The 14737-nt window shown below is 41.6% G+C and carries 11 protein-coding genes; 6 read left to right on the plus strand and 5 right to left on the minus strand.

Features of this window, described 5'->3' with window-relative positions; genetic code table 11:
• Positions 1-138: 138 nt before the first annotated feature.
• The 3 genes from arsN2 to FNH22_RS22465 form a co-directional block, all read right to left on the minus strand.
• The gene (arsN2, locus tag FNH22_RS22455) at positions 139-579 is read right to left on the minus strand and encodes an arsenic resistance N-acetyltransferase ArsN2 (RefSeq protein WP_143400699.1); all 441 of its coding nucleotides are present in this window, start codon (positions 577-579) and stop codon (positions 139-141) included.
• Positions 580-726: 147 nt separating this feature from the next.
• Positions 727-1194, minus strand: a complete 468-nt coding sequence (locus tag FNH22_RS22460) for an ArsI/CadI family heavy metal resistance metalloenzyme (protein WP_143400700.1) — start codon at positions 1192-1194, stop codon at positions 727-729.
• A gap of 59 nt (positions 1195-1253) precedes the next feature.
• Positions 1254-1583 (minus strand): helix-turn-helix transcriptional regulator, encoded by a 330-nt coding sequence (locus FNH22_RS22465; RefSeq protein WP_143400701.1) that lies wholly within the window; start codon positions 1581-1583, stop codon positions 1254-1256.
• Between the two features lie 229 nt (positions 1584-1812).
• Here FNH22_RS22465 and FNH22_RS22470 point away from each other — a divergent pair, with 229 nt between their 5' ends.
• Positions 1813-2907 carry an esterase family protein gene (locus FNH22_RS22470; protein WP_185154353.1) on the plus strand — a complete coding sequence of 365 codons (1095 nt, stop codon included), beginning with the start codon at positions 1813-1815 and terminating at the stop codon, positions 2905-2907.
• A gap of 16 nt (positions 2908-2923) precedes the next feature.
• Here the strand turns inward: FNH22_RS22470 and pgi are convergent, their stop codons facing one another.
• Positions 2924-4576, minus strand: coding sequence for a glucose-6-phosphate isomerase (gene pgi, locus FNH22_RS22475; RefSeq protein ID WP_143400703.1), 1653 nt, complete (start codon positions 4574-4576; stop codon positions 2924-2926).
• Positions 4577-5232: 656 nt separating this feature from the next.
• On the opposite strand from pgi, the gene FNH22_RS22480 reads away from it, so the two are divergent.
• The 5 genes from FNH22_RS22480 to FNH22_RS22500 are packed head-to-tail and all read left to right on the plus strand — an operon-like array spanning position 5233 to position 13490.
• Positions 5233-7056, plus strand: coding sequence for a sodium:solute symporter family protein (locus FNH22_RS22480; protein ID WP_143400704.1), 1824 nt, complete (start codon positions 5233-5235; stop codon positions 7054-7056).
• Positions 7057-7087: 31 nt separating this feature from the next.
• Entirely contained in the window at positions 7088-8089 is a 1002-nt protein-coding gene (locus FNH22_RS22485; RefSeq protein WP_255518136.1) for a DUF4434 domain-containing protein, read from the plus strand.
• Positions 8086-9294 carry an AGE family epimerase/isomerase gene (locus FNH22_RS22490; protein WP_143400705.1) on the plus strand — a complete coding sequence of 403 codons (1209 nt, stop codon included), beginning with the start codon at positions 8086-8088 and terminating at the stop codon, positions 9292-9294. The genes FNH22_RS22485 and FNH22_RS22490 overlap by 4 nt, the downstream gene beginning before the upstream one ends.
• On the plus strand, positions 9287-11542 hold the full coding sequence (locus tag FNH22_RS22495) for a GH92 family glycosyl hydrolase (protein ID WP_255518139.1): 2256 nt from the start codon (positions 9287-9289) through the stop codon (positions 11540-11542). Before FNH22_RS22490 ends, FNH22_RS22495 begins: the two co-directional genes overlap by 8 nt.
• A complete protein-coding gene (locus FNH22_RS22500) occupies positions 11535-13490 on the plus strand; it encodes an FAD-dependent oxidoreductase (protein WP_143400707.1) in 1956 nt (651 codons plus the stop codon). The genes FNH22_RS22495 and FNH22_RS22500 overlap by 8 nt, the downstream gene beginning before the upstream one ends.
• A 147-nt stretch (positions 13491-13637) precedes the next feature.
• Here FNH22_RS22500 and FNH22_RS22505 read toward each other — a convergent pair whose 3' ends face one another.
• Positions 13638-14660, minus strand: a complete 1023-nt coding sequence (locus FNH22_RS22505; RefSeq protein ID WP_143400708.1) for a LacI family DNA-binding transcriptional regulator — start codon at positions 14658-14660, stop codon at positions 13638-13640.
• Positions 14661-14737: the final 77 nt, after the last annotated feature.

The raw sequence follows: 14737 nt of genomic DNA on the forward strand, positions 1-14737 counted from the left end.
TAGCTTCACAATCATAAAGCCAACTATAGACAACGAATTATCCCCTGGAGCCAGGTCTTCAGGGGATTTTTTGTATAAGAATTAATGTAAGAAATTTTCTTTTTGAGCTTAACCAAGCTATCTGCAGGCTGGTTTACATTACTTATGATTCATGAAGTATTGCATGCAAATTGCCGTTGTGGGGCAAAGCTTTTTGAATTCGGCACTTTGTAAAATGATTTCGGGAACCTCGTTTCTGGCAGTTTGAATAAAGTCGTGTTTTTCGAAAAAGGTCTGGGCGGTTTCTGTTAATAAGTAAATGTTTTTGACTTGACGTAAATCGGCTTCCTGGATCAATCGGGATACTAGTTTGGAACCCAACCCTCTATTTTGACTTGAGTATACTACTGCCATAGAGCGGAGTAAAGCATTTTTACCAAATATTTCTAAAGCTCCTATACCCGTCAAACGCTCCTCGCTTTGGTAACCTATGAATAACTGTTTTTCCAGATCAACGTCCTCTGTCGGTAATTTGCTTTGTTTCAGTATTGCCAATACCTCATCCGTGTAGTTATGGTCTAATACGATTATGTTATTCATTGCAGGTTGATCTGTTCTTGTATTGTTATATTGGGTTATGAGCTAATAAGAAACATGCATTAGCCTTTGCAAATATATTCTGAAAGTTTATAAATCCCACCAGTACCTGCAGAGCTGGAGGGATTTATAACAATATACTTTTATTCTCTAGCAGCAATCGGTGGTTTCCTCTTTGTCAGTAGCTGATGAAGTGCAGCAGGCGCCTTCCCCGGAATACTTTGCGTCATTGACTGCCACATCTTCCATGAACTGGAAAACCTCCCACTTGTAGCCATCAGGATCTGTTACCCAGAATTTGTCTTGCTTAGCATAACAACACTTCACCTCTTTTTCTACATCTATGGGCAGGTTGTAGCTCATAGCACTACCCAGTTTTTGTTTCAGATGATCAGGATTATCCACTTCTATACCAAAATGGAGGGTCTCTTTTTGAATGGGCTCGTCACTTTTAATGAATGAAATATTCAATGAAGGTTCTGATAGCAAAAATTTAGCATAGTCTTTTTTGACCTTTATGGGTTCAACTCCAAAAAACTTGGTATAAAAATCAACAGTGGAACTAATGTTTGATACATGATAACTTACATGTATTCTTGGAAATGTTTGTGTCTTCATTTTTTTGATGTTTAAAATTTGTTAATCGTAATAACGCGATGATTTAATGTAAATTTTTTTTAACAACAGTTCTTGGTGCTATTAAATAAGTCAAATAAACCAGCTAATTCTTCTTTTGCCCTGTTCCAGACTTCTGAGTTAATGCAATAGCATACGCTTGGACCTTCTACGGTACCTTTGATCAAGCCAGAAGCTTTTAGTTCTTTTAAATGTTGAGAAACAGTTGATTGCGAAAGAGGAAGTTCATCTACAATATCACCACAAATACAAGACTGTGTCTTGATTAAGTACTGGATAATGGCAATGCGCGCAGGATGTCCCAGTGCTTTTGTAATTTGTGCGAGACTGTTTTGCTGATGGCTGAATTTATCTGCTTTTGTGGTACCCATATCCTTTTAATCGTAATATAGCGATTAATGTTTCATCTTTTTCAATTTTTTAGCGCTTTATTTTGTTGTATGCCATTATCACCTTGCTTTTTGTCGAAGAACTGCAACTTTCCATGCATTCTCATGTAAACATAGAGACATGTATGGAATACGCTGTTTCTTGGTTCTCCCCGCTTTGTTTATTTTAGGGGCTGCTTTCTGTCAGAAATCAAACACATTTCCGTCCTTTTTGGAAAAACTGAACCAGCAGCCGTATAATGTTCGTGAAGACATAATTGCAGGATACTTGCGACAGGTTCAAAAGACCCCGATCATTGAAAATGATCAAGTTATTTTTATGGTTAAAAGCGATATCGAGCCATTGCTTTTGGCTGATTTTAACGGATTCTTAAACCCCAGGTACGTTAAGGACAGCCTATTGGGCTTTATGTACCACATAGAAGGTACTTCATGGTATTATAAGATAAAACAGATTCAATCAAATGCTATTGTTAATTATTGTTTCTCTATCAACGGGCAAAAAGTAACAGATCCCCTAAACCCTAATTCCCGATTGAGTTTTGATACTCCATATTCATTCGTTGCTATGCCGCAGTATGTGCAGGAACCATGGTCGGTTACAACAAGCGACGTATTAAAAGGGGAAGTGATAAAAACAGAGATTACAAGTAAAATACTTGGGCATGACAGGACAATCCATGTTTATTTACCACCTGGCCATCTTATGATGAAGAGCCTGCCTTCAGTATACTTTCATGATGGTAGTTATCAGGTTAATGATATGAAAGTACCGGGAATACTGGATGATTTAATAGCAGGTAAGAAAATAATTCCGGTGGTGGCGGTCTTTGATGACCCGGTTGTGAGGGGTAAAGAGTATCGTGGTGATATAGGCTACAGAGATTATCTTCAGCATGAACTCATACCATTCATTCAGAATTCATATGCCGTCAGTCATAAAAGAACGGACAGAGCAGTGGCAGGTTTTTCAAGAGGAGGTATGTCTTCGCTATACCTTGCCCATACCACTGACCTGTTTTTTGGCTCAGGTGCTTTTTCACCTGCTATAAGCCCCACGTCCATTGCTGATTATACAAATGAATTAGAGGCTTTTAATAATGCACCACACACTTTATTTTTATGTGGGGCGGTGTACGACCACCTTTGGTATGATGATGCCCTGGCATTGAAAGAGTATTTCACTGCCAAAGGCATATCAGTAAAATATAAGGAAATATCTACAGGGCATAATATCGCCGGTTGGCAAGAGGTAATGGACGACATGCTCATTTCCTTCTTTCCTTACCGGTCTACCGTAGATTGATCCATTTAAAGTGTTTTCAAGATCTGTAAACCTTATATTGGTTGATCAGTCCATTGGTAGATACATCATGACTCGTCACTTTTTCCTCATCTTCCAATTCGGGTAAAATCTTCTTGGCCAGCTGTTTTCCTAATTCCACACCCCATTGGTCAAAACTGTAAATATTCCAGATCACCCCCTGAACGAAGATCTTATGTTCATAAAATGCGATAAGGCTTCCTAAAGTACGTGGTGTCAGTTTTTTGAAAAGAATCGAGTTAGTGGGCCTGTTCCCTTCAAATACTTTGAATGGGGCCAGTTCAGCAATTTCTTCTTTGTTCAGGCCCTGGGCAGAAAGCTCTTTTTCCACTTCAGCCCGGGTTTTACCATTCATTAAGGCCTCCGTTTGTGCAAAAAAGTTGGCCAGTAGCTTTGCATGATGATCGCTGACAGGATTATGTGAAACCGCTGGCGCCAGGAAGTCACAAGGGATAAGCTTGGTTCCCTGATGGATCAATTGATAAAAGGCATGTTGTCCGTTAGTGCCGGGTTCTCCCCAGATCACAGGTCCTGTCTGGTAAGTCACCTTTTTACCATGGCGATCGATATATTTTCCATTACTTTCCATATCACCTTGTTGGAAGTATGCGGCAAAACGGTGCATATACTGATCATAGGGTAGGAGGGCATGAGATTCTGCTCCAAAGAAATTGTTGTACCAGATGCCTAATAAAGCCATAATGACAGGGATATTACTTTCCAGCGCTTCATTTTGAAAATGCTGATCGGCAGCATGAGCGCCTTCCAGTAATGCTTCAAAATGGTCGAAGCCTATGGTACAGGCAATAGAAAGCCCAATGCCGGACCACAGCGAATAGCGGCCACCTACCCAATCCCAGAAACCGAACATATTATTTGTATCAATGCCGAAAGCGGCTACTTCCTGCGCATTGGTAGATATAGCTACAAAATGCTTTTTGACATGATCATTGTCTATGGCATATTGTAAGAACCAGTCACGTGCGGAGTGTGCATTGGTCATCGTTTCCTGCGTAGTGAATGTTTTTGAGGCTATCATGAACAGTGTCGTTTCAGCATCCACTTTTTTCAGCACCTCGCTAAGATGCGTGCCGTCTACATTAGAGACAAAATAAGCCTCCATATGCTCTGCTTTATAGGGCTTCAGAGCTTCCGTTACCATCACCGGCCCCAGGTCTGATCCGCCTATTCCTATATTAACAATAGTATTGATAGGTTTACCGGTATATCCTTTCCACTCTCCGGAGATCAACTTTTCACTAAAGGTCTTCATCTTACCCAGCACCTCATTGACATCCGGCATCACATCTTTTCCGTCCACTAGCACAGGAGAGTTGGAGCGATTCCTCAGTGCGGTGTGCAGCACCGACCTGCCTTCCGTAGCATTGATCTTGTCACCTGAAAACATGGAAGAAATAGCTTCCTTGACTTTCATTTCTTTCGCTAACTGAAACAACAGTTCAAGCGTTTCTTTTGTAATCCTGTTTTTAGAATAATCCACCAGGATGTCCTCAAAGTGGATACTGAATTTGTCAAAACGGGTATTATCCTCGTCAAAAAGGTCTTTAAGATGTTTTTTCTCTATGGATCCGTAATGGGCTTGTAATGCTTTCCAGGCGGAACTTGTTGTAGGGTCATTTGATGATAACATAGCGTCTGTTTTAATACCGGTGTGAAGTTAGAAAAGTGGTGCGCTCAAATAAAACAAAAAGTAAATTTTATACCTACTATTTACTGCCTCTCATACCACTATTTCAGTTAATTATATGAGATGCAGTAAGTACATTGATCAATTGGAAGGTGCCATGTACATCTGCAGTAAGAACATCAGCGCGGTGAGAGGTTGATAAAGCTTTTTTATAATGAAGTGATCAACTTCCACTTTTGTTGAGTTAGTGTTGTGTTAAGGATTACATGACGTATCCGACATAGATTATGTAAAGTATTTAAATTTTCGTTGCCCGATGAGTTAGCAGTCGGCAACAAGCGGTAAGCAATGCTATGTCATAAAGTTTAGCCTACTGCCGACGTTGTCCTCGGTCAACCGTTATGTGCATCGTAAATGATGATTGAGAAATAAAGACAATGCAGACAGGACAGTAAAATATAAATAACACATGGTTTGTCAATCGGTTCTTAAAAGGATGTCAAAAAAAGATCCCGTAAAGTTCCAAAATTGAAAATATATGCTTAAAATTGAAATGTGTACGTGCACAAATAAAAAGTGCTCGAACACTTTTTATTGAAATTGCATTAAGATATGCAATGTGAAAACAGTCAACTGCCTGTTAAACAGGTTTAAGTACTATGCAAATTGAGACGCTTGATATCCTTATTATTCTAGCCTACCTGGGCATTTCTGTTGGGATAGGTTTCTACATTTCCAAAAGAGCCTCAAAAAATCTGCAATCGTATTTTCTTGGGGGTAATAACATCCCCTGGTATGTGTTGGGGGTTTCTAATGCCTCAGGAATGTTTGATATTTCAGGAGTAATGTGGACGGTGGCCATCTGTTTTGTATATGGCTTAAAGAGCGCCTGGATTCCCTGGCTATGGCCTGTTTGGAACCAGGTGTTTGTCATGGTTTTTCTGGCGATCTGGCTCAGAAGGTCAGGGGCTATGACAGGTGCTGAATGGTTGTCCACACGATTTGGCAATAACAAGGGACAGCAGTTATCACATATTGTGGTGGTGGCGTTTGCTGTGATCAGTGTCATAGGCTTTATTGCCTATGGGTTTAAGGGAGTGGGCAAATTCGCGACCATCTTCTTCTCCTATGACCTTTCCTTTTCCCTGGGTGATACTATTATTTCCTCACCAGATGCTTACGCGTTGATCATAATAGGTATAACAACCTTGTATGTAGTGAAGGGAGGTATGTATAGCGTGGTGGGTACAGAAATATTGCAATTTCTGTTAATGACCTTTGCCTGTTTTGCCATAGGATATGTGGTAATGACGCAAGTGAATGCAGAACAGATTAACCAGTCCATACCCAATGGCTGGAAAGATTTATGGTTTGGGTGGGAACTGGAATTGGACTGGTCTGATATATTGCCTGCGGTAGATAATTACATTGCTAATGATGATTTCAACCTGTTCGGGCTGGTGGTGATGCTCATGGTATTTAAAGGAGTTTTTGCTTCTTTAGCCGGGCCGGTGCCTAGTTATGATATGCAACGCATACTGGCCACCAAATCACCCAAAGAAGCGGCACAAATGAGTGGTTTTACCATCTGTGTTCTATATATGCCGCGTTATTTAATGATCGCAGGGCTGACTGTTTTGGGACTCGTTTATTTCAAGCCTCAATTGCTGCAAATGGGCAATGACATCGATTTTGAAATGATTTTGCCTTATGCTATTAATAACTTTATTCCTACCGGTGTGCTTGGGTTGATCCTGGCGGGCCTTATGGCAGCGTTCATGTCCACTTTTGCCGCTTTTGTGAATGCTGCTCCTGCCTATCTGGTGAATGATATTTATAAGAAATACATCAATCCCAATGCTTCCGCCAAAAAATACATCTACATGAGTTATGTGGCATCTGTCACTATAGTGATCATTGGTGTGTTTGTAGGGTTTTTTATCCATTCGATAGATTCTATTACCAAGTGGATAGTAGCTTCTTTGTATGGCGGTTATGCAGCTGCCAATGTGTTGAAATGGATATGGTGGAGGTTCAATGGACATGGATATTTCTGGGGAATGATCATGGGTTTGTTGGCTTCTATGGTTGTCCCAAAGATCTTTATCGGCGTATTTGATCTTTATCTCTATCCTCTCATCTTATTGATCTCACTGGCCGGATGCATTTTGGGTACTCTTCTTACCCCTCCCGAAAGTGATGAGACACTCAAAAACTTTTACAGGAAGGTAAGACCGTGGGGCTTTTGGAAGCCAATCCACCAAAAAATAGTGGAAGAAGACCCTGGTTTCCAGGGTAATGATCAATTCTGGAGAGACTCCTTTAATGTGGTCGTTGGTATAGTCTGGCAGATGACGATGGTTATTATTCCCATTTACCTTGTCATAAGAGAGTATTTTGCCATGGGAATAAGTATTGCTTTACTAATCGTATGCAGTTTTTTACTTAAAAAGTACTGGTGGAATAAGCTCCCCGAACAGTAACATAAGACAATCTAATTGAAAGCTATAAAAAATGGAATCCAATAGCGCAATAAAACTTACAGGCACATTTCTAGACGAAATAAGCCATGATATCCCGCATCAAAATTGGGGGGCGAAAGAATGGAAAAAGGACTTTCAGGCTATGAAGTCCTTGGGAATCAATACTGTTATCATGATCCGGTGTGGGTATAAAAAGTGGATTACCTATGATTCCGATGTGCTTCGGAAAAAGGAGAACTGTTTTTCGCCGACCATTGATTATTTGAACTTATTCTTAACGCTCAGTGAAGAGTATGGTATGGACTTTTACTTTGGGTTGTATGATTCGGGTAACTATTGGATTAACCACCAATACCAAAAAGAATTAGATATCAACAGGTCCATTATCGATGAGGTGTGGGCAAAATATGGTTCGCACAAAGCCTTTAAAGGATGGTATATCTCGCATGAGATCAATCATCATGTACCGGGAGTGGTGGATACTTACGTCAAATTAGGTGAACACTGCAAGCAGTTGACCGGACTTCCGGTCTTGATCTCGCCCTATATAGATGGAAAAAAAGCAGTGGCTGCAAGTAGTAATATACTGGAAAAGAAGTATGCTACATCTATAGAACAATACGAGCAGGAGTGGGATGAAGTGTTTGACAGTATAAAACATGCTGTTGATATAGTAGCCTTCCAGGATGGTCACGTCGGTTTTGATGAGATACAGTCATATTTCGAAGTGAATCGAAAACTCTCGAAAAAACATGGCATTAGATGCTGGAGTAATTGTGAATCATTTGACAGGGACATGCCTATTAAATTTCTCCCTATTAAGTGGGAGAAGATGCTGCTTAAATTAAAGGCTGCACAGCAAGCCGAAGTAGAAAAGGCCATCACATTTGAATTTTCACATTTTATGAGCCCTAACTCCAGCTATGTTCAGGCACACCATCTTTATAATCGATATATGGAGTACTTTGGACAAAGCGAGGAAGTCACTACCATAATGGAAACGATCCGACGTCAAAACTCTGAAAAAGTATGAGAATTACGCCCAGCTTGTCATCATATATAGAATGCTATCATAACTCATTGATACATGATGTACTGTATTTCTGGGAGCGGTATAGTATTGACCATGGAAAGGGCGGTTATTTTACATGCTTGGATGAAGTCGGGCAGGTGTTCGACACAGATAAATTTGTTTGGTTGCAAGCCAGGCAGGTCTGGATGTTTTCAAAGCTTTATAATGATCTGGAGCGTAAGGAACATTGGCTGGAAATTGCCAGAAACGGTGCTGATTTTCTGGATCGTTTTGCCTTTGACAAGAATGGAGACTGTTACTTTTCGCTTGATCGCGAAGGAGTTCCACTGGTGAGTGCTTATAACATCTTTTCCGATTGCTTTGTGACAATGGCCTTTGCTCAGTATGGCACTGCTACAGGGAACCAATATTTCATTGACCGGGCAAAAGAACAGTTTGAAAAGATATTAAAGAGAAAGGATAACCCTAAAGGCACATACAATAAAACCATCGTTCAGAACAGGCCGTTAAAAAATTTTGCACTACCCATGATCTTGTGTAACGTGGTCATGGAGCTAAAGGCTGTGCTTTCACCACAACGGGTGAATGCGACCATTACGGAATGTGTTCACGAAATAACCCAACACTTTTTATGCCCGGAAACTGGCCTTATCTATGAAAACGTACTGCCGGACGGTAAAAAACATGACTCTTTTGAAGGGAGGCTAATTAACCCCGGTCATGGGATTGAAGCTTGCTGGTTTCTAATGGATATTGCTTATGATATTGGGGATAAAGCCTTGATGCATAAAGTGGTATCTACCAGCCTGAATTTGGTTGAATATGGATGGGACGACCGGTATGACGGCATTTTTTATTTTATGGATGCAAAGGGGCATCCACCCCAGCAGTTGGAGTGGGACCAGAAATTATGGTGGGTCCACCTGGAGTCGTTGATAGCTATGTCAAAGGGGTTTAGATATACCGGTGAAGAAAGATGCATGCACTGGTTTGAAAAGATACATAACTACAGTTGGTCTCATTTTAGAGATGCCCGGGGAAGCCTGGAATGGTACGGATACCTCAACAGACAGGGTGAAGTATTATTACCATTGAAAGGAGGGAAGTGGAAAGGGTGCTTTCATGTGCCAAGGGCATTGTATACAATTTCGTCAGAGCTTAAAAAGATATCAGAACTTGAAGGTAGCATAGCAGATGATGTATAGAAAGAGTTCGCTTTTACTTATCATTCTTGGATGCTTTGGGTGCTTTTTTCTGACTACTTGCAATGAAGCGGAACATCGAAATGATCTTATGGATCCCTTAACATATGTAGATCCTTTTATAGGTACGGGCGGGCATGGACACACTTTTCCTGGTGCTACCACTCCGTTTGGCATGGTTCAGTTGAGTCCGGATACACACCTTTTTGGATGGGATGCATCCAGCGGATACCATTATTCGGATTCAACCCTCTATGGGTTTTCTCATACTCATCTAAGCGGTACAGGTATAGGTGATCTTGGTGATGTTCTTTTTCTACCCTACACCGGTGGCCATCAAAAAACTCCCGTGGCCACTTTTAAGAAAGCAACGGAGTATGCCACACCCGGATATTACCGGGTCCAATTAGACAATTTTGGAATTGCCGCCGAACTAACGGCTTCTCCCCGCGCCGGATTTCATAGATATACGTATCCGGGGGCAACTGAAAAGAAGCTAATGATAAACCTGGGGCATGTATTGCAATCGGACTGGGGGCATAAAAGTACGGGAGGTTCCATAGAGTTTATAAACGATAGGGAAATTAAAGGGATGACCACTACTTCAGGTTGGGCATATGATCAAAAGGTTTATTTCCATATGCAGTTTTCTTCTCCGTTTGAAGTAATTGAAGCCAGGAAGGGGGAGAGAATACTCACAGGGTCGAAGATAACCGGAGACTCTTTGAAAGTGTTTTTACGATTTTTGTCTGCGGATTCATCTGTCGTTTTATCAAAAGTGGGTATCTCGGCGGTTAGTGAAGATGGTGCTTTAGAGAATCTCCAGGCTGAAATCGAAGATTGGAATTTTGAGGAAATACGGGATGAAGCTGAGCAAATGTGGCGGAAGGAACTCCTGAAGATAAAAGTAAAAAGTAGCGATACGACCTTGCTGAAGGTATTTTATACAGCGTTGTATCATGCTAATATTGCTCCTATGCTTTTTCAGGATATAGATGGAAAATACCTGGGAATGGATAAAATGATCCATGAGGCAGAACCTGGTTATACTAATTATACTGTCTTTTCCCTATGGGATACTTTTAGGGCATGGAATCCGCTTATGACCATTATTAATGAAGGCCGCTCTGTGGATTGGATAAATTCATTGTTAAGAAAGTACAAACAAGGGGGCATATTACCTAAGTGGCCACTGGCAGGTAATTATACGGGTACTATGGTAGGCTACCCGGCCGTAGCTGTTTTTGCCGATGCACTCACCAAGGGGATCACCGGTTTTGATGATTCCCTGGCGTTAATGGCCGCAGTTCACAGTTCACAATATCATGACGATCTGAACCTTAAAGAACCCAGGGCAAAACAAGTGTCACCCAAGCATCTCTATTATGTGGAAAAGTATGGCTATATACCTGCTGATTCTATTCAATGGTCAGTTTCTTACGGATTAGAAGGTGCCTATTACGATTGGTGTATTGCTACTATGGCTCAGTCTTTAAACAATGACAGTGTGGCCTCGAAATATCGGACCAGATCACAGGCTTATAAACAGTATTTTGACCCTGAAGTCGGGCTGATGAGGGGCAGACTGAATAAGCAACAATGGAGGACCCCGTTTAGCCCCGTGCAGTCAGATTTTAATGGCGATTTTGTGGAAGGGAATGCCTGGCAATGGTCCTGGTTCGTCCCTCACGATATTCCCGGGCTGGTGCAGCTTATGGGTGATACCACTTCATTTGTAAAGCAACTGGATGCTTTGTTTGAAGCTGATTCTGAGTTAGAAGGGGAAGAGATTCCCATGGATATTTCAGGTTTGATCGGCCAATATGCCCACGGTAATGAGCCTGATCATCATGTTACCCACCTTTACAATTATGTGGGTCAATCAGCTAAAACCCAGGAAAAAGTAAATCAAATATTACTGGACCTCTATACTACAAAGCCCGATGGGATCATTGGTAATGAAGATTGTGGACAAATGTCAGCATGGTTTATAATGAATGCGATGGGCTTTTACCAGGTCTGTCCGGGCGTACCGGAGTACTCGATAGGGCGGCCTTTGTTTGAGGAAGTTACTATTGAACTGGAAGGGGACAAAGATTTTATCATTAAGGCCATTAATGTAAGTCGTGAAAATAAATACGTTCAAAGCGCTTCGTTAAATGGCAAAAAGCTGGATGCTCCTTTTTTTACACATAATGACATTATGCAGGGAGGAACATTGGAATTACATATGACTTCTGATCATGAATAGGGAAAGACTTTACTTCAATATCCGCACGTTTCTTCGCTTTTTTTTAAGTGCAGGCCTTATCAGTTTACTTTTATTCTTTGTTGTGGCTTGCCAGGAACCGGTAGAAGATGTTTACCAGACCGATGTATTGGTGATAGGCGGTGGCTGTAGTGGAGTGGCAGCCGGTATTCAGGCGGCACGGTCAGGGGTTGAAGTCATACTTGTAGAAGAAACTCCATGGTTAGGGGGCATGCTCACAGCTTCCGGCGTTAGTGCTGTGGATGGTAATCACGGATTGCCTTCAGGGCTATGGGGAGAGTTTAGAGAAGGACTTTATCAACATTATGGTGGACCGGAAGCGCTGGCCACGGGTTGGGTAAGTAATACACAGTTTGAACCCCATGTTGGGAATCAGGTTTGGAATGCACTGGCAGACCGGGAAACGACTTTAACGAGAATGCATGACTATCACCTGGTAGAAGTCCTTAAAAAAGATGCCCGGGTGTTGGGGGCCACTTTTACCAACGGAGAAGGTCGAAAACTACGGATAGAGGCCAAGGTGACCATTGACGCTACAGAGCTGGGCGATGTGATTGCCCGGGCAGGAGTGTCGTTTTTGCAAGGTCAGGACGCCAGGTCATTGACAGGTGAAGATGGAGCACCGGAAAAGGGAAACCCGTACATTCAGGATTTGACCTATGTGGCGATCCTCAAAGATTTCGGCCCGGAAGCAGATAAAACGATAGAAAAGCCGGCGAGTTATAATGCTTCACAGTTCAATTGTCTTTGTGCGGAAGTATGTGATGATCCGGAACGTAAACCGGTTACCTGTGATAAGATGCTTCAATACGGTAAGCTTCCCAATGAGAAGTATATGATCAATTGGCCAAACCAGGGCAACGACTATTATGTGAACGCGATGGAAATGAATACGGAAGATCGGGAAGCGGCCTTCACAAAAGCCAAAGAACATACACTGAGTATGGTTTATTTTATTCAGACAGAACTGGGGTACCGGCATTTGGGGTTGGCAGAAGATGAGTTCGATACAAAGGACCACTTGCCTTATATTCCCTATCATCGGGAGAGCCGAAGGTCTTATGGAGATATTTTTCTTGTACTGGAAGACTTACAGTATCCTTATGGAGACAGTACAAGGCCTTTCTTTCAATATGCAGTAGCTGTGGGAGATTATCCTATTGATCATCACCATACGAAAAACGAAAAAGCAATTAGCGAACAGTTCCCGTCCATTCCTTCTTTCTCGATTCCCTTTGGGTCCCTGCTTCCGGGTAACGTTGAAGGGTTACTTGCTGCGGAGAAAAATATTTCAGTCAGTCACCTGGTCAATGGTGCTACCCGCCTTCAACCTTGTGTAATATTGATAGGCCAAACAGCAGGAATGGCAGCCGGATTGGCGGTTGAGACAGGTGTCTCTCCGCGTGAAGTCAACATTAGAGTACTTCAGCAGCAACTGTTGGATGCACATTGTTGGTTACTTCCTTTTCTGGATACCAAACCGGGGAGCCCATATTTCCAGCCCCTTCAAAAACTTGGAGTGAGCGGTATAATGAAAGGGCATGGGGTTTCTTACAAATGGGCCAATCAAACCTGGATTTACCCGGACTCTACCTTATCAACGGCTGATTTTATTGATATGCTGGAAAGAAGCTCCGCAAAGAAAATAGACAAGCATTTGTACACATTTGAAAAGACCCCGATAATTTCCAGGAGAGATGCCTTATGGTTTATCTGGCAATTGTTAGAGGATGTCCGGCCCTCTGTGAAAGCAAAAGAGCACGATTATGAATCAAGTTACCTTCATTTCAAGTCAGAAGGGTGGATTGAAATATGGGATGGCCAGAGCATTGATCTGGAAAAGCCCCTTTTAAGAAAAGAATTGGCTTATTTGATTGACCAGGCTTTAGATCCTTTTAATACATTACCTGTACCGGCAGCTGGGAAATAGCCAGATGCCTTATAAAAGGCAGTAGGCTAAACTTTATGACATAGTATTGCTTACCGCTTGTTGCCGACTGCTAACTCATCGGGCAACGAAAATTTAAATATTTTACATAATCTATGTCGGATACACCATGTAATCCTTGACACGACACTAGAGGTAACAATCGACATTTTCGGAAATCACAATATCCAGGGGCAGCAGTTTTACTTTAGGTACTTCTCTTTTGTAGATCAGGTGCTCTACGAGCATGGAAATCCCATCATACCCTTGTGAGATCGGGTTTTGATGGATCAAGATATTGATTTTTCCTTCTTTCATGTACTGTACATTTTTAGGGATCAGGTCATATCCTATGACTTTTATGTCCTCATTGTCTCCGATATGTTCGGCTACCAAATGTGTTTTAGAGGTGGTCATGAAAATGCCGGCTGTTTCCGGTAGTATAGCTTTCAGATCAGTTAATTCTTTAGCATCACGAAAAGTGAGTACTTCAATGTCCTGAGAAATGTTTTTATCCTGCAAATAATCCTTAAAACCTTGCTCCTTTTCCTGGAGGTGAGTGGAGTTTTCAAAATATTGCTCCACATGTATTACCAATATCTTTTTTTCATTACGTACCAAAGTGTTCATCAGTTGTGCTGCTACCCGGCCGCTTTTTCGGTAATCCTGACCAATAAAAGTACGATAACTGACATCTTCAATGGGAGTATTGATCAGGTTGAAAGGGATATTCTTTTTTTCCAGCCTGTGAAATAATTCTAATGAGTCCTGGTAATAGACCGGGGCAATTAAAACTGCATCGGGATTAAAGTCTATAGCTTCGGAGAATTTCTTGTTATAGTCTTCTTGCGTTTTTGAATATTGAAAGTACTCCAGTGAGATGCCAAATTGACGGAACTCTTTTTCTGATGTTCTTATCCCATAGGCACATTGCCTCCAGTAATAGTCTTCACTGTACTCCGGGATCACCACAGCTATAACACTGTCCTTATGGGCCTTCAAGGATCTTGCGATCAGATTGGGTTCGTAATTTATTTTTTCCAGTACCTCTTTTACCTTTTTTGCCGCGTCTTCCGACACAGTACCTCTATTGTGTATTACTCTATCCACCGTTCCTCTCGATACGTTGGCCATGGCTGCAATATCACGTATTGTATAGCGCTCTTTTCCCATAATGTAAAAATAAGATTAGATTATTGAACTAACAATATATTAAAATAAGTGCTCGAACAAAAATCAATTGTTCTCGT

The organism is Fulvivirga sp. M361, assembly GCF_007097395.1.
Classification (GTDB): Bacteria; Bacteroidota; Bacteroidia; order Cytophagales; family Cyclobacteriaceae; genus Fulvivirga.

Bases quoted from the DNA above. Each gene is read 5' to 3' on its own strand.
- arsN2 (WP_143400699.1), bottom strand. From the start codon at position 579: ATGAATAACATAATCGTATTAGACCATAACTACACGGATGAGGTATTG.
- FNH22_RS22460 (WP_143400700.1), bottom strand. From the start codon at position 1,194: ATGAAGACACAAACATTTCCAAGAATACATGTAAGTTATCATGTATCA.
- FNH22_RS22465 (WP_143400701.1), bottom strand. From the start codon at position 1,583: ATGGGTACCACAAAAGCAGATAAATTCAGCCATCAGCAAAACAGTCTC.
- pgi (WP_143400703.1), bottom strand. From the start codon at position 4,576: ATGTTATCATCAAATGACCCTACAACAAGTTCCGCCTGGAAAGCATTA.
- FNH22_RS22480 (WP_143400704.1), top strand. From the start codon at position 5,233: ATGCAAATTGAGACGCTTGATATCCTTATTATTCTAGCCTACCTGGGC.
- FNH22_RS22485 (WP_255518136.1), top strand. From the start codon at position 7,088: ATGGAATCCAATAGCGCAATAAAACTTACAGGCACATTTCTAGACGAA.
- FNH22_RS22490 (WP_143400705.1), top strand. From the start codon at position 8,086: ATGAGAATTACGCCCAGCTTGTCATCATATATAGAATGCTATCATAAC.
- FNH22_RS22495 (WP_255518139.1), top strand. From the start codon at position 9,287: ATGTATAGAAAGAGTTCGCTTTTACTTATCATTCTTGGATGCTTTGGG.
- FNH22_RS22500 (WP_143400707.1), top strand. From the start codon at position 11,535: ATGAATAGGGAAAGACTTTACTTCAATATCCGCACGTTTCTTCGCTTT.
- FNH22_RS22505 (WP_143400708.1), bottom strand. From the start codon at position 14,660: ATGGGAAAAGAGCGCTATACAATACGTGATATTGCAGCCATGGCCAAC.